The sequence below is a fragment of the Burkholderia aenigmatica genome (assembly GCF_902499175.1).
Taxonomy (GTDB): domain Bacteria; phylum Pseudomonadota; class Gammaproteobacteria; order Burkholderiales; family Burkholderiaceae; genus Burkholderia; species Burkholderia aenigmatica.
In genome coordinates this window covers 49,358-64,718 of sequence record NZ_CABVQC010000021.1, presented here as the reverse complement: position 1 = coordinate 64,718, position 15,361 = coordinate 49,358, and the positions used below count along the sequence as shown (strand labels likewise).

Here is a 15,361-nt window from a genome sequence, read left to right as displayed (position 1 = left end):
GTTGACGTCAACCGCGAAATGCGGATATCTCTGCTTCCTTGTCCGGAGTGCCAGCAGCAGGCGCCTGAAGCAGTGTGGCGCTGCTGGGAGAAGGTTATTCGACGATTTTCCCAGCCAGAAGCTTGAGCGTGCTCACGTTCTCGGGTGAGGCCCGCACCCATTTACCGGCCTCGTTGCCCTGCCATACGTCGCCGGTTTCGAGATCCACCGACAGCCACTTCGACGGGACGCGGGAGGTGATTTCGAGCGTCGTCATTGCTGTTTCCGCAACAGGCCGACCGTCGATCAGTTTGCGTGTAACGCCGACGAAACGCCAGTGGACATGCCCTGACTTGACCAGCATCTTGTCTTTGCGGGCTTGCTTCATGAACTGATCGGCCGCCTTGATGGCAACCTCGCGTTGATCGCGCCTCACGCTATTCGCGAGGAACTCGATCACCTGCGAGCGGCGAATGTACGGCTGTTTCGCGTTTAGCGACATGAACATCGCCCAGGCGGATTCGAGCTTCATTTCGGTTTGAGTCTTGGGCATGGGAATCTCCGGTGTGGATTCGGGGCTGCTCAGCGCGATCGCGGGGCACCGGCGCGCACGAGCTCGTCGCGCATGGCAAGGATGCGAGCGATCTCATCGTCGCTGTGCGGCGTGCCGCCGCGGTTGAGCGCTAGGTAATGCTCCAGCACGTCGATCTTGTACTGGAAGCAGAACACGGCGAAGCGTAGACGGTAGGCCATGCCCTTCGGCGTGAAAGAGGTGCCGGCCAGGTCGTCGAGAGTGAGCCCGAACGGATGAACGTTGCCCGCCATGAACTCGCGGACGGCCGTCAGCCGCTGCAGGCCGTCCATCACCTGAAAACCGTCCGGCAGATCGCGATCCTTAGCCAACAGACGCGATTCGAAGGTCGGGCAGTTGAACTGGATCGTCAGGCCGGCGGTGGATATCGCGCCGCGGAGAACGCCCTCGACGTAGGCTTGTTGTTGCGCCGACGTCCAAACATGCCCGCGCTGGTAGTCCGGGTTTAATTCCAGACCGTAATCCTGGGTCATGTCAGCAAGTGTCTTGTCGAGCATCCCCCAGTGGGTGTCAACTTCGTAGCGGGCCTGAGCCAGCGGCCGGATAATCGCGAGCAGTTCGTCGTTGGTTTTTGGCATCGTGTCGGTGGTTGGAATTCGGTTAGGAGGGCAGTGCGGCGCCTAGTTGTGTCGCTTGAGCCAGCGTGCCGCCAGCTTCGTGGAACGAACGTGCTCCCAGATCCGGGCCCGATGCTGATTGGTCAACGTTGCTGCGGCGAGAACGTCTTCCCAAGTTCGCATTGCCGCGTCCACTGTTTCGGAGATGGTCTTGGACAACGCCGCTTCCGGAAGTCCCCAATGGTTCGCCCACTGACGCACGATGGCCGGAGAAATCTCGCGGGTCTTAGTGCCGTCGACCAGCTTCAAGCCGTGCCCGGTCGAGCCGTTCCATGCGCTGTACGCGACGATATCGTAGGCCGGCGAGAGTGACGCGGTGCGAGGTGTCCTATACAGCAGACCGAAATTCTTGAGGTGTGCGTCCGGGTTCCCGAGCAGTTCGTTGACGGTCAGCCTGCGCAGCATCTCATGCACATCGTCCTCGCCGCGCGTTGAGCGCGCGAGCAGGACCAGGCCGAGATCCGCATAGGAGAGCGAGTACTTGTTCTGCGGAAGCGTCGACGTGACCTGCGCCATGTCCTCTGCGTGCAGCCGGGCGTTCGGTGTGCTGGCGTCCCGGTCGAAGCGATGCACCAGCAGGAACCGGGTGGAATCCTCCCGCATAGCCTCGTGCAACTGACCGGCAATCTCCGTCAGCGGAAGCAATTCGTGCTCGCACGTCGTTACCCCGGCCGCCCGGGCAAGGTTCAGCGAAGCGTGCTCGACTTCGGGCATCTGTGGGAAATCGGACGCAGGCAGCTTGCCGATGTAGTGGCCGCCATTGTTCTTCGAGCGCATGACGTACCGCCCGCCGGGCTCGCGCACGAGCGCGACCTTGGGTTGCACGCCGGAGAGCGACGTCGATTCAGGCGCCGGCATCTGGGCTGAACTCATCTCGAAGCTGTCGTTGCCCTGCGTGAGCAGGCGGCCGAGCTGCTGTTCGGTGAGCGTTTCCTGAACGGCCTGGACGTTGCCTGGCAGATCCGATCCGCAGTAGGCGAGGAGGCCGAGGCTATCGCGCTCTTCGATACCGGCGTCCTCGATCAACTGGCGACGCAGCCGCCCTTCTGGCAGCAGGTTCTCGAAAAAGGGCGGCAGGCCGCGCTTGCCGTCGCCGCGCGTTTCCTCGAGCGCCGGGTCGAGCAATTGCGATCGCGTCTCTGCTTCGGTTTCCGCTTCGAAAGCCTGGGACAGAACCGGGCGCTCGGCTTCGGGCATCATCGCGTAGCCTTCGTCGAAGCGGAAGTAGCTGCGGCCGTCGTCGAGCTCGAAGAGCGAACCGACGTTGACCGTGTCGATGACGATGCGCAGGGAACGGACAAGGCTCATGGAACGTTCCTGCGGCTCAGTGGCGGAAGAAGGAGCCGTCTTCGATCCACTGGATGAGGTCCAGAGTCAGACGGAAATCCCCGTATGCGACGGCTGCTTCCTGCGTGGCCAGCGGCCCCGTCAGTTGAGCCGTGCCGTTGCTCGGGTTGAACCCGTGCTTTTTCTGCAGTGCCTCGGCTCGACGCTCGAGGGCCGCGATCATGTTCGGCTTGCTGAATCGTTCGCTCATTGTCATTTTCCAGTGCGGATATTAGGGCTTTCCTGCTTCGGGCTCTCAGCCCAGAACTCACTCCTTTGGCTTGGTGCGATCCCGCCTGGTGGCCAGGAGCCGCTTGAGCGCTCCGCTGCGAAGGTTCGTATCGCTGCCGACCATCGGCGCCAAGCCGCGCGGCAGGACGTTCAGATCCAGCTCGAGAACGTGGCAAACCGCCAGCAGCGTGCTGAGCCGGGGATTTCCGGTCCCGGTTTCCAGTTCACGCAGCGTGAGGCGGTTCACGGACGCCCGGTCCGCAAGCTCGCTTGCGCTCATCCCGCGGGCTTCGCGAGCCCGACGAATGTCGGCGCCAAGAGTGGCTGATGTGGTCATCATAGTAACCAAATTGGCTAGATGGTTATCATAGTAGCATGGTTGGCAAAATAACCAAGCCACCCAGTTTGGTTACTATACCTGCCGCTTGCGAAAGGCGGAAAAGTGACTTCGGACTGGATTTGTACGCGCAGGCGCCGATATCAGAGAAGGAGGGCCAGAGATTCCGAAGTGGAATCGCGCGGCGGGTGACATGAGCGGCAGGGCATCCGCGAGGGCTAGAACCGTTGGGCTGCGTCGCTAGAATTGGCATCGATAGAGGGAGAAGCTAACCATGACTACGAGGTTGACGAAAGTCTCTGGGAGCGAGAAGTCTGCGCATCAGCAGGTCCACGTGGGCGAAAACGCCATCGGGGAAATCTGGCGCGAGAAGGTCAAGGTCGTCGTGAGCAAGATCACGGCGCCGCAAGTGAAGGCCGATCGGTGGCGCTGGTTTGCGAAGCAGGCAGGCTGCACGATTACGCTGGGTCGCGGCACCCGTGCAGCCATGCTGCTGGGCCCGGGGTTCAAAACGAAAGACGAGGCGGTCGCCGTCCTGGTGGGGACGACTTCGCGCGGCGACGACTGATGATCACATGAGCAAGTACGAAACGCTGGACCAACTCATTCTGGAACGGATTGGTGCAACGCCGGCACCAGGGCTTTTGACGCCGGCCACCCCGGTGCCGTTTTTTCTGATCAGTGCGAATCCCGCGATCAGCGCCGAAGGCGAACGCCTTGCGCAGATCGAGAAGGCAGAAGCCAGACACGGGAAAAGCAGCGCGCCGGGTTGGCGCATCATCGATCGACGCCTGCAGGCACTTCGCAAGGCTGAGAAAATCCGGTCGACGTCCAAGGGCTGGGTGCTCGTTGGCGGGGCCGCCTGACGATGGCCCAGAAGCTCTATCGAGTCGTCGAGACCGTGTGGAAGGGAGAGGGCCGGGTGGCCGTCGATATCGGCTGCGCCTGGAAGCCGGAAAGGGCGGCGCGGAAGGAGATGAACGACCTGGCCGTCAAGAACCCGGTGAAGCTCTATTCGCTCGAGCGTCAGAAATAACGATCAAGGGACTACGAATCATGAACATCAAGGTTCTCAAGGCATCCGGGTTTGCTCCCGTGGAATACCCCGATCAGCAGGGCACCTTCTACACGAAGAAGCTCCGCGTAACCGATATGCCGTACATGCGCACGCATGCGATCGATCACGAGACGATTTTCGAATCGACCGAGATGATCGTCGAGGTTATGCCGGATGGTCGGGTGCAGATGATCGCGACCAATGCCGAATATGTTGAAGCTGCGGTCGGAATCGATACCGAAGAGGGTACGGGTCTGCTGCGCGATGCAGGCGTCGATGTCGACCTTTTTCTGGCTCGGGAGGCTTGATGCGCCTACAGGACTATGCCCCGGGTACTCGTGCGCAAATCTCCGATCGGGTCTTTCGAAGAACGACGACTGGCACGTTTTGGCGCGAAGAGCACCAGATTCCCGGCAACTGCGTAAACCGCCCGTCCGTCAGCCTGGAGAACATCGAGCAGGCTGCCGGCGTGAAGCACGTCGTGCTCGCGGAGCGCGACGACGACATCTAGTGATTGAACGGAAGAGAAATGGGAGAACCGGAGAACGACTGGATCGAGGAGCTTGCCACGAAGTTGACGCATGTTCGCGGGGATTTCGTGGCCGAGGTCAAAGGCATGAGCCGCGAAGAATTGCAACGTCGAGTGCTGATCCAGGCTGACTATGTTGGCTTGTTCGCCGGTAGCCTGGATGGCATTCCGGAAATCCGCTGCATCCCGGGAAGCGGTGTTGATCGGTGCCGCGATCATGGCAACATCCGATCGATTGTTGCCGAGCTGGTCAAGCATTGCCCGACAACGTGGGAGCGCACCTGGAAGGGGCAAGGGAAAAGCGATATGGATCTGACTCAGTTTGCCCGGGTGGGCGATATCGTCGAATGCCAGGTGAGAAATCCTCAGCCGGGCGTTATTCGCATGCAACTGCTGACACCGGAGGCCTGCGTACACGCGAACGATTTGCTGATGGACCCGGCCAGTGGGTGGAAGCTGGTTCCGAGCCAAGGCTGATGCGCGGAACAAGAAAAAGCATGTTGCTGAACAAATGGAAGGACGGAAGCGCAGGCTATGGGAAGGCAATTGCGGCAGCATTTGCCAACGCCCTCTTGTACGCGGGGATCTCGGGCATTGCCACGCTGATTGTGATCAATGCAACTTGATTGAAGGGAAAAACGACATGCGTGCGGTGTTCAAGGGGGTGGTCGTCGCGACCTTGCTTGTGATTTCTACGGCAGCTCTCGCGGAAGGTTACGGTGGCCGATCGATTCGTATTGGCTGGCATGTTCGTCAGCCGACCCGCTTTATGGTGTCTGGGGTGCTGCGGAAGAACGGCAGCACCGACGTCATCAAACCGATTCAGGCGATTTTGACGGCTGACGATGGTGGCGCCGCGCTTCAGACCTTCATCAAGAGCGCGCAAACGCAGTATCCGGGGTACGCTCTGATCGCCACGCTGGTGTCGCCCGTACCTATTGCCGGAACGTGCGAGAACGCAATATAGGCGAGCCAAGAAAGGGGGGAGTTGCAGATGGAAATCTCGGCTTGAACGATGACGTGCGACGATAACGCCCTCCGCGCACATCACACCACACTAGGTTGAAACCAATCGGAGAACTATATGGGACGCATATTGGGTCGCGTTGAATATGGAGTCAACGCCAAAGAGCCAAACCGGTTCTTTATTCATTGCGACACGTCAGGATGGTCTATGCCGCCGCTTTTTGCCGAGCCAGCCGCGGCGTGGCGCGTCTATGACCGGGACGAAAGCGGGAAAGCGTTGGATGCAGCCGTTCCGAAGCGCAGCACCATCGTGCGGGTGATTCGCAAGGTATTGGCTCACGGGCGTAGTTTTTCCGCGAACGGAGAAATTTATGGCGAGCCGCAGTTCGGGTTGGCAACGGACGATCGACTCCTGTACCCGCTCAGCAGAAGATTCGAAGAGAATCGGCGCTGCTTCCTAAAAGCCGGCGGTGTGCTCCATGTCGCAGAAGAGGTGGACGGCGGATTCAGCGGCTATTACGACCATCCCCTCTGCGCGGAACGATGGGATTGGAGCAAGGATGATCAGAGAATTGCGTTCGAGGAACTGTTCGACCAGCCCCTCGATCTGTGCCCTCGTTGTGTTGAAGCGTTGCTCGCGAAGAGCGGTTGCTATGACCGTTGAAGCGACGATCAAATTTTTACACTTGGCGATCGCCGAGGACGTCCGTACGCTTCCATGGCGCTCGAATTGCGCCGGCGAGATTTTTTCCGATGACGGATCCGAGAATGGCTTGCGCATTGGCCATTTTCAGGGTGATGCTGCGATCGCAGCGTTCGTTGTGGCCGCCCACGACGAGTTCCAAAATGGCGGATAGGCAAGCAATAGACCTGTGGGCGTCCAGGAGGAGCGCTTAGGGAAGATCTACGTGCTGGCTTGAAACGAAAGATGACATCGCTAGTATTGGTCACGCAAGCGTACTGCTGCCAATCACGGGGAAAACAGCGATGTCCAAACAGGTCTGCTACTGGCACGAGGAAATGAGCGAGGAGATCGCTCGCCGTGTTCTCGGCTCGCATTTCGATTACGCGATCGAGCAAGGTGTCGTTTTCTGCGAAAGCCGCGCGACCAGCGCCTGGCAGGCCAACCTGCAGGAATCCTTCGGCGCGTTCAAGACGGCTGCACGTGTGGCCGCAGCCGGCCGTAGCTGACCGCGAACAAGTACGATCCCTTCCAGCGAGTCCCGACCATGAACAAGAACCAGTATCGCATCGCCCGCCGAATGATCCGCGAGAACGGCCGCTACGCGCTCCAGTGGATGCGCAAGGACATCGGCCAGGAGATGGCCCGCATCATCGAGATTCGCAAGGATGAACTTGCCGATCGCGAGGAACTGTTCCGCGACATGGGTTGGGGCATTCACCTCTCGAAGAGCATCGCCCGCGATATCGCGTCGAGCCGCGGCCGGCGTACGGCGAGCTCGCTCGAACGGAAAAATCCCGGCGCCGCGACCGCGTCCGGGAATCCACTCGTGATCGCGCTCGCCGCCTGACACGCAGGCCGATTCTTCCGAGCCTCGATCGAGAACTTGCCGGTCTTATCCGGCGATATCGTATGGCACCGTGCGCATGGCGCGGAAGGCCGAGACCTGGCTGTGCTTGACGCGGCCCAAGGGCTATTGGGCGCAAATCCCACGAAAAGACATCCCTGATAGGTCACGATTCAAGATTCCTGACAAGAATCGATCTCCCTAGAATGTTCGGCTACGAGGCAGAGAAGGGTCTATGACCAGCCTGCCGCGTCGTTTGCGCGCTCGTGCGTCGACGTGTTCAGCCGTGGGGAGCATCATGCCGGAAATTTCCCGTCAGGAACTGAGGCGGGCGTGGGGCAGGATCATCCAGCCGATTGAGCCAGCCTACATCTATGAGCAGGTCAGCCAGTTGGCGATGGAAGCATTCGAAGCGGCGATCGAGGAACTGACCGCCGCGCTCGAGGAACTTCCGGCGGGAGTCTGTGCGCAATTCGACATGGCTGAGGCGGAAGGGGAGGTCTGGACCTTCTGGCTGGCCCGCGAGCGCAGGTCGAAGCTGATGTGGGCGTTTGGCTCGCGTGATGCGGTTTTCGAGGATGCGATCGATCCGGGGCATTTCGAGGGGATCAGCATGCACGACGCAAAGGTCGCCACGCACCTGATCCGTGTCTGGCTCGAATCCGCCGACCGAAAGATCGCTTCCTACCCGGTCGCGACGCTGAGCGATGCGCGCGAACGACTGACAACCGAACAGCAGTGATGCTGTGTGGAGGCGTCGGCTAGTTCCATGCCTGATGTACGAACGGTAGGTGCTAGCGGGCGCAAGTTTGGATCTTTCGGAGAAGTCGATGACCCGTAACGAACGTAACAAGGAACTGCATCTCGAGCGCCGTAACCTCGCCGCGGCACTCACATGGCCGGAGAGCACCCCATTTCTGCTCAATCCGGATCCGGCTCAGCGGAAACGGCTTAAGGCTGTTGGATGGATGATCGCCTTGCTCGTATTCGGCGTTCTCTCTCCGTTCAAGGGGCCGATCGACTCCTGGTCGAAGTCGTACGAAAACCGGCAAATCCGTCCCGCGATGGAGACTGCGATGCAGGCAGGCAACCGCGCTGCCGGCACGTGGCTCGCGCTGCACTTCCGCAAGGACTATCCGGGCCTGCTCCAGCAGGAGGTCGACGCAGGCGAGCCGACGGCGATGTTCCTGGTCGGCCGCCTGATGAGCGGATCCGACCATCCCGAGCGTGTGATCAAGATCGATCCGTCGATGTCGGCTTCTCAGGTGAAGGCGAAGGGCTTTGAACTTATGCGTCGCGCGGCAGCGGCCGGCAATCAGGACGCGTTGAAGTACCTGATCCAGAACGGCGGCCTGTAAGCGGCCCCGAAACTCCATCCGAAGCGGAGACAAGACCATGACCAAGAACATCAACGAGCAGATCACCGGCTCGGCGCGTGAAAACGTCTGGCGGTTCGAAGGGATATTCCACCTCGGCGCGATCGCCCAGCACGACTCGCTGCCGCCCGCATTCCGCGATGCGATTGACGAAGAACTGGTCGAGATCGCGAAGGCCGTGGGCGTTCCCGGCAAGAAGGCGCTTCGGATGGAGACGGATGAATTCGTCGAATACGTGCTGGACAAGAACCTGACGGGGCTACTCGTCAACGTCGCCACGCCGGTGCGTGAGTACTTCGAAGGCGACGACAGCAGCAGCTACGGTTTCAGCTGGGGCCATTACGGAACGGAATGGTTGTACGGCGATGATCTGGCCGCGCTGCTGCCGAAAATCGAAGCATGGGTCAAGGAGCGAAGCGACGAGGACCGGCGCAAGTCGGCACGCAAGGCGGCGTAACCGACCTCGGATGCGCGGGCATCGGCTGGAGCCTGTTCACGGGGCTCGTGAGCGAGACCCGCGTGTCCGAGCGCAAGCCGTCAGCTTGATCGGTGTTCACCAGAGCAATTCATTCAACCCATCCAATCAGGAAAGGAAATCTATGAAGAGCATCCTCATCTTTGCGCTGCTAGCCGTGGTCGGCGTTGCGAACGCTGAACCGGTCAAGCGCACTGCTGGCCAGTCGATTCCGCAGACTTTCGCGATCGCCGGCGCCGACGAGTTGCGTCCGAACGCGGTCACGAGCCCCGACGGCAGCATCCATCTCGTCTTCGGTCACGGCCCCATCCTTCCGCGCCCGCAGGTGCTGCTCCAGGACGAGGAAGGCAAGAATCGGCTGGCGCTATTCCAGGAAGTGGCCCAGAAGGGCCGCATGGAGTATGTCCTGTACCGCACGCCCGCGGATGCGCCGATCGTCATCGTCCTGAAGGAAGGTCAGCGCCAAGCCGTCATTGTGACCGGCCCGAAGGCTCCCGACGTGACTGCCACCGCCGGTGTGGCCGGCGCGGCAAGTGCCGCCAGCGCGCCCGAGGCCAAGGTCATTGGCGCGAATCGCGACATGGCCGGTACCGAGCGGCCGAGGTGTTCGCTCGACGGTGTGAAGATCGAAGGCACCGCCCGCATTACCTGCGCTGAGTGACCGTCCGAAACTCGTCCTCGCTAGCGGAGTAACGACCATGAACCACGTCATGCACAACTGCAGCCCGCGCGGTATTGCGCGTCGGGTCGCGCTCGGCCGGTGGGACTACTCGACCAAGCACATCCTTGGCTTACAGTTCACGATCAATTTCCTGGGGCAAGGGTTCGAACTCAAGGAAGCGCATGCAAGCTTCCTGAGCACGCGCCGCTGGAAGCTGACACGTGAGACATCGCAGCACTTCAGCCAGATCGTCGAGATATCGACCCGCAACGACAGGCTCGTTGCGACCGGCTATGCCATGTATCCAGGCGGCTGGCTCTGCCAAGTGTACGAAAAGGATCTTCATGTTCCGGACGTAGACAGCGAGGACGCGAGGTTGAGCGGCGACAAAAATGCGTGGCTCCTGCTCGACCAAATGAAGGAGCACCTCGAAACCGGGTCGACCATTCGCAATCGATAAACCACGAACGGCATGGCCACGGCGACTCACGACAAGACATGACTGGCGGCACGATCTGATGGAGGTTCCGATGTCAAATGCAGAAGCAAGTAATGGAATGGAAACGAACGGCTTGCCGGCTGGTGCGCAGTTCTTGCCGTCATGGGCGCTCACGCGGACCGGAGTGATCCGTTCCGACGTTGACGCCCAGAAGATGGCACTGCGCGACTACGGCGCAAACCCGGGCGATTCAGCCGAATTCGATTTCGGCGCGGGGTTTTCGCGTGGCGTCCAGTTCGGTCGCGCGACGGCCAGCGCCGACGTGCCTGCGTTCGCCTGGACGAAGGAACCGCCGAAAGAGCAGGGCCTGTACTGGCATTGGACCGGCGACCTCGACGCCCGGCCGGTGCCGCTGTCCGTGCTCTGGTCCGGAAGCACCAAGAAGTGCTTCGTCAGCATCGGCCAATACGGCATCACTACCGCGATCGACTGCGATGCCTACGGCGGTTACTGGCAACCGGTCATCGAACCGAAGATGGACGAGTCGATTGGCTACTACGGGAGCGACGCATGAATCGGAGCGTGGAGCAATCCATTCCGGATCAGAGTCTCGACGAACTCGTTGCCGAGCGCAACCGGCTCAACATGGCAATCCGTGCAAAGCTGACCGATCCATGCACAGACCTGACCGCTGAACAGTTGAATCGCCTGCGGCAAGAGGCTCTGGTGGATCTCGTGCCCGACTTCGTAGACCGGATGCTCAGGTACCTGCGGATGCATAGCATCGCGCTTGTCTTCCATGACGGTCGGATCGAGAACGACGCAACAGGGTACACGCCGGCACTGGCGGTCAAGAAAGCCGTCATGGAGCACGGTTGGCAAGGTTACCCGGATACGTTCCGCAAGACGCTCGCCGATGCGCTGTTCGCCAACATCTTCGACGTACGGGCGGATCTGGACAAGGCGCCGATGGCACGCTGGAAAGCCCACGATACCCCGTCCAGCCTTTCGTAATCCCCAAACCTCACTGGAGAATTCCATGCAGGGATCCAATACGGCGAGCAGCGCTCCCGAAGAATTTCCCGGGTATCCGGAACTCGTGCTGCGCGAACTGCCGGACGGCCGCGTGACCGGCGTCGCAATGCGCGAGATGCGCTCCTCGTTCCATGTCACGTTCGCCGGCAAGTTCGTCGAGCCGGACGAGGTCGAACGAGGCATCGAGATCCTGCGCAGGCTCGACCCGAACGACGCCTACGGGACGTGGAAGAAGGAATCGGACATCGACGCAGCCTCGCTCGACGACGCGATCGCATCGAGCCCGGAAAGCTCAGTCGGCCAGAAGTTCGTGTTCCTGTACCGCGGCAACGAATGGCTGTGGGGAATCTGGAACAATCCGGATCATCCGAAGCGCACCGAGGTTCTTAAGCATCTGGCAGGCGTGGATCTGCGCAGCGTCGCAGACTTCCACGGCACGCGCGTCTCGGCCGACAAGCGCGCCGCGCGACCGGGTCTGGATACGGTGCGTGCCAACCAGACCGTCGCCGGTCCCTACCAAGTGCTCGAGGTGGCCATCGACCTCCTCGAGCAAAGCCGTCTGCGATCTCGCGACAAGCAGGACTACGAGGCCCATCCGGCTGTCCGCTATCTCTGCGACTGGTGGAATCTTCAGGCGCCGGAAGGAAGTCGTGAAGCCGGCTTTGTTCGTCTGTATGTCTGGAATGAAACGGATCGGATCTTCAACGCCTGCGATCCGGAAGAGCCTGTCGCGCAGGCTGACCAAATCGACTCGTGGCCCAGCTACGCGCTGTTCGATCACCCGGGCATGCCGACGGTTCTTGCTTGCTTTTATCGTGGGCGCAGCTTCAACAAGGACGATGGGACTGGGTACACGACGATCTTCGCGGCCGACGGCAGCGAGGTCACTTCCATCGGCGCAGATGTGGCGGAGGTCGACGAGGCCTATTACTCGCTGCTCGGCCTCGAAAACCTGGCCGAGCACGACGTGTTCGCCGTCTGAAGCAATTTTCCATCAGGAGGTCAGGCATGTTTAGAAGCATAGCGCTGTGGGGGCTGGCCGAGGCTATTGCCACGTACGGTTTTGCCACGCACATGGGGCATTCCACGAAATCCGCGCTGGAAATTACTGGTGCTTTACTCGTCGGCCCACCGGTGCTTTTCGTCCTGCTTGGAATCTTGGCGAGGCCGGTTGTTACCTTCATGGCGATTCGCGCCGAGCGGCGCCGCATCTCAATCGAGGCGCGGTATCCGCGCACGCGCGTTACGGCGCTGTCCAAGGGTAAGTGGTTGGTCACGGACCTCGACACCGGAAAGACCCGGTGCGTACTGGAACGAGACGGCGTGTCCGTCGCCGACCAAACTCCCGCCAAGCTGTGGCGGCGCGGTCGTAAAACCCAGGTCGGTTGATTGCCGAGACTTGAACCGGAAGGCTCGTTCGGTAGAGTGGTCGCAGAACGGGGCAATCCCACCACCCCGGAAGGAGCCCCATGTCGAATAGCAACATCGTGACGCTGCTCGCCGAGGCACGCAGCGCGTTGTACGCGATCGCCAAGACCTACGACGATCACGAGCTGCGCGCCCGCGCGCTTGAAGTCTACGAGAGCACCGCGCCGGAGACGGCCAGCGAAGATGCTGACCGCACGCTGAGCGTAGGATGGTGCCGCCTGACGGACAGCCTCCCGGACTCGGACAGGTATCCCCGCGTACTGATCTACACCGAGGGCGTGGACTTCAACGGCGAGCAGTTTTTCGACGTGAAAGCGGACTCGCTCAACGAGAACTCCTACGAATCGCCGGACGATCAGCCGGAAATCTGCCGGGCAGCGACGCACTGGATGCCGCGCCCGTTCGTCGACTCGAACGCGCAGATGGCGGCACCGGCAGGCCGGTGGGTGCATTGTTCCCCGGCTCTGATCCAGGCGGGTGTGAACTGCGAACACACACCGCGGCGCCCGTGCCAATGCCAGCCCGAAAACGGCGGGCACGATCACTTCATCGCGTTCAACGTCAACGAAGCCTCGAAAGTCGGCGCCGAATCGCGCAAGGATCTCGCCAGGGGTGTTTTCGGTGGCATCAATGCGCTGCGTTGGCTGCTGAACATCACCACGGAATTCGATCGGAAGGATGTGCGCACGCGCCAGGCTGCGAGGCTGCTGGACGAGTTCTCGCCGAACGACGGTATCACCAACCGCGTTCATCTCGAACGTCTCTGGAAGGCGCTGCACGACCAGCTTTCTACCAAGGACGTGATCGCGTGCCTTCGAGCTCACGCGGACTGGAAGCCGGAGGATCCTGCATTGTGGGCACTGGAGGTGATCCGCCTGCTCGGCGCGTGTCGTCTTAATTTCAACTGGCCCGATCTCGACGCGCTCATGAAAGAGCTTGAGGAGCGAGGCAACGCCATCTTCTCCGGCAAACTGACCGCGAAGGCCGCGCCGCAGAGCGGGGAGGGCGAGCAGGCGGGAACCGGTACGTGCGAGTCGGACCCGTGCGGCAAAAGCACCGTACGGCCAGCCGGCGGCGATCCAGCCGCTTCATCGGCGCCATCCTCCCCGTGCCATCGGTGCGTTTCCTGGGGGTACTGCGCAGGCCACGGTTGCATGGCATTGCCCGGTACCGACGTCGGAACATGGGGGCCGCAGGCTTCCTAACGTTCTAAACCTGCACGTCCGACGTGCAAAACATTTTTCTGTAACGAGTGTCGAGGTATCTATGTTCGAATTTATCGCCGGAAATTTCCTGTGGATCATCGCGATCATCGCAATCGCCGTATTCGTGACGAACTGCCTGCGCGTCGTGGGGCAATTCGAGCGCGGCGTTGTGCTGACACTCGGCAAGTTCAGCCACGTCGCGGAACCGGGGCTGACCCTTCTGCTCCCGATGCTGCAGACCATGTCAAAGGTGGACGTCCGGATCACGGCGACGAACATCAATCCGCAGGACGTGATCACGAGCGACAACGTTTCGGTCAAGGTGGATGCGAGCACCTACTACCAGGTGACGGACGCCAGGAAGGCGCTGCTCGATCTGCGCGACTATGCGGGCGCGATCAGCCAACTGGCCCAGATCACGCTGCGTTCGACGATCGGCCAGCACAAGCTCGACGAACTGCTGTCCCAGCAGGCGAAGCTGAACGACGCACTCAAAGCGACGATCGAGGAGCGTTCGAAAGAGTGGGGCATCCGCGTCGATCACGTCGAAATCCGCAGCGTGGATCTCGATGCGACGATGATCCGTGCGATGGCGCAGGAGGCGGAAGCCGAGCGCGGCCGCCGCGCCCGCGTGATCACTGCTTCGGGCGAATACGAGGCGGCGCAAAAGCTGAGCGAAGCGGCTGATATCCTGGCCAAGAACCCCGCCGCGATCACCCTGCGCACGCTGGCTACGCTCAAGGAGATCGGCGCCGAGCAGAACAGCGTGATCATCTTCCCGGTGGCGCAGGAGACCCTGTTGCCGACCAGCAGCAGCGGGCTCAGCGCAGCCGCGATCGCGAAGGCGCTGGCGGACCAGATGGGGCAAGGGAGCCGCACGGCGCCGGCCGCGAGCTGATTGGGGAGGCGCTTTGACGGTAGGGCCGTGACTAAGAGGCGGGATTGGGCCACCGTCAGGCCTTTGGATACCCGTTCCGCTGCAGCGCCTGCAGCACGGCGACCGCATAGGGCGAGAGTTGCCCCTAGCAAGCGGACAAGACCGTCGCTGCGGCGCGGGTGCCAACTGCCCAAACTGAGTTATCGCGAGGCCGTTCAATGGACAATTACCGCTTCTTCTATCGCATCGACGGGCTCGATCTCGTGCCGGGCAACAAGACTGCCGGCTTCTGCTTTTCAGTCTTGACCCAGGCGTTGGCCGATCTGATCCAGATTCAGGTCCCGGCCATCGAGATCGAGCGCCTGATGTCGGACGTCCACCAGCGAATCGCGAGGGTGGGCGGTTCCGTGTATGAAGCGGGACAGCAGGCCCAGATCCTGTTCGTCGAGGGAACGGCATGCCCGAGGGCCTTCATTTCGGATTCCCTGTTTGGCGGGAGCCTGGGCGCCGATCCTGAGACGTTCGGCCGGCTGCACAGACCCGATCGGCTCGACTGGATCGGTCCTGAGGTGGAATACACTCCCCACAACTGCGACACACCGGATCAGGCCATTATTTTGGTTGTGCTGGTGCAGGCCTGGGCTGAGTACGCGCGGGCCAAATTGCGCCAGCTTGAATGAGGAAATTATCTGGGTATAGTGG

The 15,361-nt window shown here is 61.1% G+C and carries 29 protein-coding genes; 24 read left to right on the top strand and 5 right to left on the bottom strand.

Annotation, left to right across the window (positions count from 1 at the left end; genetic code table 11):
* Positions 1-94: 94 nt before the first annotated feature.
* Genes BDO18943_RS17045 through BDO18943_RS17025 form a run of 5 tightly spaced genes read right to left on the bottom strand, consistent with a single transcriptional unit; the run spans position 95 to position 3,082 of the window.
* Entirely contained in the window at positions 95-532 is a 438-nt protein-coding gene (locus tag BDO18943_RS17045) for a hypothetical protein (protein ID WP_137962567.1), read from the bottom strand.
* Between the two features lie 29 nt (positions 533-561).
* The gene (locus BDO18943_RS17040; RefSeq protein ID WP_089454683.1) at positions 562-1,149 is read right to left on the bottom strand and encodes a DUF262 domain-containing protein; all 588 of its coding nucleotides are present in this window, start codon (positions 1,147-1,149) and stop codon (positions 562-564) included.
* 42 nt (positions 1,150-1,191) lie between these two features.
* Positions 1,192-2,496 (bottom strand): type II toxin-antitoxin system HipA family toxin, encoded by a 1,305-nt coding sequence (locus BDO18943_RS17035; protein ID WP_089454756.1) that lies wholly within the window; start codon positions 2,494-2,496, stop codon positions 1,192-1,194.
* 16 nt (positions 2,497-2,512) lie between these two features.
* Positions 2,513-2,725, bottom strand: coding sequence for a hypothetical protein (locus tag BDO18943_RS17030; protein WP_089454757.1), 213 nt, complete (start codon positions 2,723-2,725; stop codon positions 2,513-2,515).
* A gap of 57 nt (positions 2,726-2,782) precedes the next feature.
* A complete protein-coding gene (locus BDO18943_RS17025) occupies positions 2,783-3,082 on the bottom strand; it encodes a helix-turn-helix transcriptional regulator (protein WP_089454786.1) in 300 nt (99 codons plus the stop codon).
* Positions 3,083-3,356: 274 nt separating this feature from the next.
* Here BDO18943_RS17025 and BDO18943_RS17020 point away from each other — a divergent pair, with 274 nt between their 5' ends.
* From BDO18943_RS17020 to BDO18943_RS16910, 24 genes are all read left to right on the top strand, one after another.
* Complete coding sequence (locus BDO18943_RS17020) at positions 3,357-3,650, top strand: hypothetical protein (protein ID WP_137962566.1); 294 nt, start codon at positions 3,357-3,359, stop codon at positions 3,648-3,650.
* Between the two features lie 7 nt (positions 3,651-3,657).
* The gene (locus BDO18943_RS17015) at positions 3,658-3,948 is read left to right on the top strand and encodes a hypothetical protein (RefSeq protein WP_089454759.1); all 291 of its coding nucleotides are present in this window, start codon (positions 3,658-3,660) and stop codon (positions 3,946-3,948) included.
* A 2-nt stretch (positions 3,949-3,950) separates the two neighbouring features.
* Complete coding sequence (locus tag BDO18943_RS17010; RefSeq protein ID WP_171030069.1) at positions 3,951-4,118, top strand: hypothetical protein; 168 nt, start codon at positions 3,951-3,953, stop codon at positions 4,116-4,118.
* A 20-nt stretch (positions 4,119-4,138) separates the two neighbouring features.
* Positions 4,139-4,447, top strand: coding sequence for a hypothetical protein (locus BDO18943_RS17005; protein ID WP_089454760.1), 309 nt, complete (start codon positions 4,139-4,141; stop codon positions 4,445-4,447).
* Entirely contained in the window at positions 4,447-4,650 is a 204-nt protein-coding gene (locus tag BDO18943_RS17000; RefSeq protein WP_089454761.1) for a hypothetical protein, read from the top strand. Before BDO18943_RS17005 ends, BDO18943_RS17000 begins: the two co-directional genes overlap by 1 nt.
* 18 nt (positions 4,651-4,668) lie before the next feature.
* Positions 4,669-5,145, top strand: coding sequence for a hypothetical protein (locus tag BDO18943_RS16995; RefSeq protein WP_089454762.1), 477 nt, complete (start codon positions 4,669-4,671; stop codon positions 5,143-5,145).
* Between the two features lie 20 nt (positions 5,146-5,165).
* Positions 5,166-5,294: a hypothetical protein gene (locus BDO18943_RS42965; RefSeq protein WP_265328604.1), complete on the top strand. Its 129-nt coding sequence runs from the start codon at positions 5,166-5,168 to the stop codon at positions 5,292-5,294.
* Entirely contained in the window at positions 5,291-5,635 is a 345-nt protein-coding gene (locus tag BDO18943_RS16990; protein WP_235996072.1) for a hypothetical protein, read from the top strand. The genes BDO18943_RS42965 and BDO18943_RS16990 overlap by 4 nt, the downstream gene beginning before the upstream one ends.
* Before the next feature lie 117 nt (positions 5,636-5,752).
* A complete protein-coding gene (locus tag BDO18943_RS16985) occupies positions 5,753-6,298 on the top strand; it encodes a hypothetical protein (protein WP_137962565.1) in 546 nt (181 codons plus the stop codon).
* Entirely contained in the window at positions 6,288-6,491 is a 204-nt protein-coding gene (locus BDO18943_RS16980; RefSeq protein ID WP_089454764.1) for a hypothetical protein, read from the top strand. Before BDO18943_RS16985 ends, BDO18943_RS16980 begins: the two co-directional genes overlap by 11 nt.
* A 130-nt stretch (positions 6,492-6,621) precedes the next feature.
* Positions 6,622-6,825 (top strand): hypothetical protein, encoded by a 204-nt coding sequence (locus tag BDO18943_RS16975; RefSeq protein WP_137962564.1) that lies wholly within the window; start codon positions 6,622-6,624, stop codon positions 6,823-6,825.
* Positions 6,826-6,863: 38 nt separating this feature from the next.
* Positions 6,864-7,166, top strand: a complete 303-nt coding sequence (locus tag BDO18943_RS16970; protein ID WP_089454765.1) for a hypothetical protein — start codon at positions 6,864-6,866, stop codon at positions 7,164-7,166.
* 232 nt (positions 7,167-7,398) lie between these two features.
* Positions 7,399-7,905: a hypothetical protein gene (locus BDO18943_RS16965; protein WP_137962563.1), complete on the top strand. Its 507-nt coding sequence runs from the start codon at positions 7,399-7,401 to the stop codon at positions 7,903-7,905.
* Between the two features lie 88 nt (positions 7,906-7,993).
* On the top strand, positions 7,994-8,521 hold the full coding sequence (locus BDO18943_RS16960) for a hypothetical protein (RefSeq protein ID WP_089454788.1): 528 nt from the start codon (positions 7,994-7,996) through the stop codon (positions 8,519-8,521).
* 37 nt (positions 8,522-8,558) lie between these two features.
* The gene (locus BDO18943_RS16955; RefSeq protein ID WP_089454767.1) at positions 8,559-8,996 is read left to right on the top strand and encodes a hypothetical protein; all 438 of its coding nucleotides are present in this window, start codon (positions 8,559-8,561) and stop codon (positions 8,994-8,996) included.
* Between the two features lie 142 nt (positions 8,997-9,138).
* A complete protein-coding gene (locus BDO18943_RS16950) occupies positions 9,139-9,675 on the top strand; it encodes a hypothetical protein (RefSeq protein WP_089454768.1) in 537 nt (178 codons plus the stop codon).
* Between the two features lie 37 nt (positions 9,676-9,712).
* Positions 9,713-10,135 (top strand): hypothetical protein, encoded by a 423-nt coding sequence (locus tag BDO18943_RS16945; RefSeq protein WP_137962562.1) that lies wholly within the window; start codon positions 9,713-9,715, stop codon positions 10,133-10,135.
* Between the two features lie 97 nt (positions 10,136-10,232).
* Entirely contained in the window at positions 10,233-10,688 is a 456-nt protein-coding gene (locus BDO18943_RS16940; protein ID WP_089454770.1) for a hypothetical protein, read from the top strand.
* Positions 10,685-11,128 carry a hypothetical protein gene (locus tag BDO18943_RS16935; protein WP_089454771.1) on the top strand — a complete coding sequence of 148 codons (444 nt, stop codon included), beginning with the start codon at positions 10,685-10,687 and terminating at the stop codon, positions 11,126-11,128. The genes BDO18943_RS16940 and BDO18943_RS16935 overlap by 4 nt, the downstream gene beginning before the upstream one ends.
* Before the next feature lie 25 nt (positions 11,129-11,153).
* Positions 11,154-12,131, top strand: a complete 978-nt coding sequence (locus BDO18943_RS16930; protein WP_089454772.1) for a hypothetical protein — start codon at positions 11,154-11,156, stop codon at positions 12,129-12,131.
* Between the two features lie 26 nt (positions 12,132-12,157).
* Positions 12,158-12,538, top strand: coding sequence for a hypothetical protein (locus tag BDO18943_RS16925; protein ID WP_089454773.1), 381 nt, complete (start codon positions 12,158-12,160; stop codon positions 12,536-12,538).
* 80 nt (positions 12,539-12,618) lie between these two features.
* Positions 12,619-13,782 carry a DUF551 domain-containing protein gene (locus BDO18943_RS16920; RefSeq protein ID WP_089454774.1) on the top strand — a complete coding sequence of 388 codons (1,164 nt, stop codon included), beginning with the start codon at positions 12,619-12,621 and terminating at the stop codon, positions 13,780-13,782.
* Between the two features lie 124 nt (positions 13,783-13,906).
* Positions 13,907-14,680, top strand: coding sequence for a slipin family protein (locus BDO18943_RS16915; protein ID WP_175023355.1), 774 nt, complete (start codon positions 13,907-13,909; stop codon positions 14,678-14,680).
* Between the two features lie 197 nt (positions 14,681-14,877).
* A complete protein-coding gene (locus BDO18943_RS16910) occupies positions 14,878-15,339 on the top strand; it encodes a hypothetical protein (protein ID WP_089454776.1) in 462 nt (153 codons plus the stop codon).
* Positions 15,340-15,361: the final 22 nt, after the last annotated feature.

Bases quoted from the DNA above. Each gene is read 5' to 3' on its own strand.
- BDO18943_RS17005 (WP_089454760.1), top strand. From the start codon at position 4,139: ATGAACATCAAGGTTCTCAAGGCATCCGGGTTTGCTCCCGTGGAATAC.
- BDO18943_RS16985 (WP_137962565.1), top strand. From the start codon at position 5,753: ATGGGACGCATATTGGGTCGCGTTGAATATGGAGTCAACGCCAAAGAG.
- BDO18943_RS17020 (WP_137962566.1), top strand. From the start codon at position 3,357: ATGACTACGAGGTTGACGAAAGTCTCTGGGAGCGAGAAGTCTGCGCAT.
- BDO18943_RS16960 (WP_089454788.1), top strand. From the start codon at position 7,994: ATGACCCGTAACGAACGTAACAAGGAACTGCATCTCGAGCGCCGTAAC.
- BDO18943_RS17025 (WP_089454786.1), bottom strand. From the start codon at position 3,082: ATGACCACATCAGCCACTCTTGGCGCCGACATTCGTCGGGCTCGCGAA.
- BDO18943_RS16950 (WP_089454768.1), top strand. From the start codon at position 9,139: ATGAAGAGCATCCTCATCTTTGCGCTGCTAGCCGTGGTCGGCGTTGCG.
- BDO18943_RS16980 (WP_089454764.1), top strand. From the start codon at position 6,288: ATGACCGTTGAAGCGACGATCAAATTTTTACACTTGGCGATCGCCGAG.
- BDO18943_RS16910 (WP_089454776.1), top strand. From the start codon at position 14,878: ATGGACAATTACCGCTTCTTCTATCGCATCGACGGGCTCGATCTCGTG.
- BDO18943_RS16940 (WP_089454770.1), top strand. From the start codon at position 10,233: ATGGAAACGAACGGCTTGCCGGCTGGTGCGCAGTTCTTGCCGTCATGG.
- BDO18943_RS16930 (WP_089454772.1), top strand. From the start codon at position 11,154: ATGCAGGGATCCAATACGGCGAGCAGCGCTCCCGAAGAATTTCCCGGG.
- BDO18943_RS16970 (WP_089454765.1), top strand. From the start codon at position 6,864: ATGAACAAGAACCAGTATCGCATCGCCCGCCGAATGATCCGCGAGAAC.
- BDO18943_RS16935 (WP_089454771.1), top strand. From the start codon at position 10,685: ATGAATCGGAGCGTGGAGCAATCCATTCCGGATCAGAGTCTCGACGAA.
- BDO18943_RS17000 (WP_089454761.1), top strand. From the start codon at position 4,447: ATGCGCCTACAGGACTATGCCCCGGGTACTCGTGCGCAAATCTCCGAT.
- BDO18943_RS17045 (WP_137962567.1), bottom strand. From the start codon at position 532: ATGCCCAAGACTCAAACCGAAATGAAGCTCGAATCCGCCTGGGCGATG.
- BDO18943_RS42965 (WP_265328604.1), top strand. From the start codon at position 5,166: ATGTTGCTGAACAAATGGAAGGACGGAAGCGCAGGCTATGGGAAGGCA.
- BDO18943_RS17015 (WP_089454759.1), top strand. From the start codon at position 3,658: ATGAGCAAGTACGAAACGCTGGACCAACTCATTCTGGAACGGATTGGT.
- BDO18943_RS16945 (WP_137962562.1), top strand. From the start codon at position 9,713: ATGAACCACGTCATGCACAACTGCAGCCCGCGCGGTATTGCGCGTCGG.
- BDO18943_RS16925 (WP_089454773.1), top strand. From the start codon at position 12,158: ATGTTTAGAAGCATAGCGCTGTGGGGGCTGGCCGAGGCTATTGCCACG.
- BDO18943_RS16965 (WP_137962563.1), top strand. From the start codon at position 7,399: ATGACCAGCCTGCCGCGTCGTTTGCGCGCTCGTGCGTCGACGTGTTCA.
- BDO18943_RS16975 (WP_137962564.1), top strand. From the start codon at position 6,622: ATGTCCAAACAGGTCTGCTACTGGCACGAGGAAATGAGCGAGGAGATC.
- BDO18943_RS17030 (WP_089454757.1), bottom strand. From the start codon at position 2,725: ATGAGCGAACGATTCAGCAAGCCGAACATGATCGCGGCCCTCGAGCGT.
- BDO18943_RS16995 (WP_089454762.1), top strand. From the start codon at position 4,669: ATGGGAGAACCGGAGAACGACTGGATCGAGGAGCTTGCCACGAAGTTG.
- BDO18943_RS17040 (WP_089454683.1), bottom strand. From the start codon at position 1,149: ATGCCAAAAACCAACGACGAACTGCTCGCGATTATCCGGCCGCTGGCT.
- BDO18943_RS16955 (WP_089454767.1), top strand. From the start codon at position 8,559: ATGACCAAGAACATCAACGAGCAGATCACCGGCTCGGCGCGTGAAAAC.
- BDO18943_RS16920 (WP_089454774.1), top strand. From the start codon at position 12,619: ATGTCGAATAGCAACATCGTGACGCTGCTCGCCGAGGCACGCAGCGCG.
- BDO18943_RS17035 (WP_089454756.1), bottom strand. From the start codon at position 2,496: ATGAGCCTTGTCCGTTCCCTGCGCATCGTCATCGACACGGTCAACGTC.
- BDO18943_RS17010 (WP_171030069.1), top strand. From the start codon at position 3,951: ATGGCCCAGAAGCTCTATCGAGTCGTCGAGACCGTGTGGAAGGGAGAG.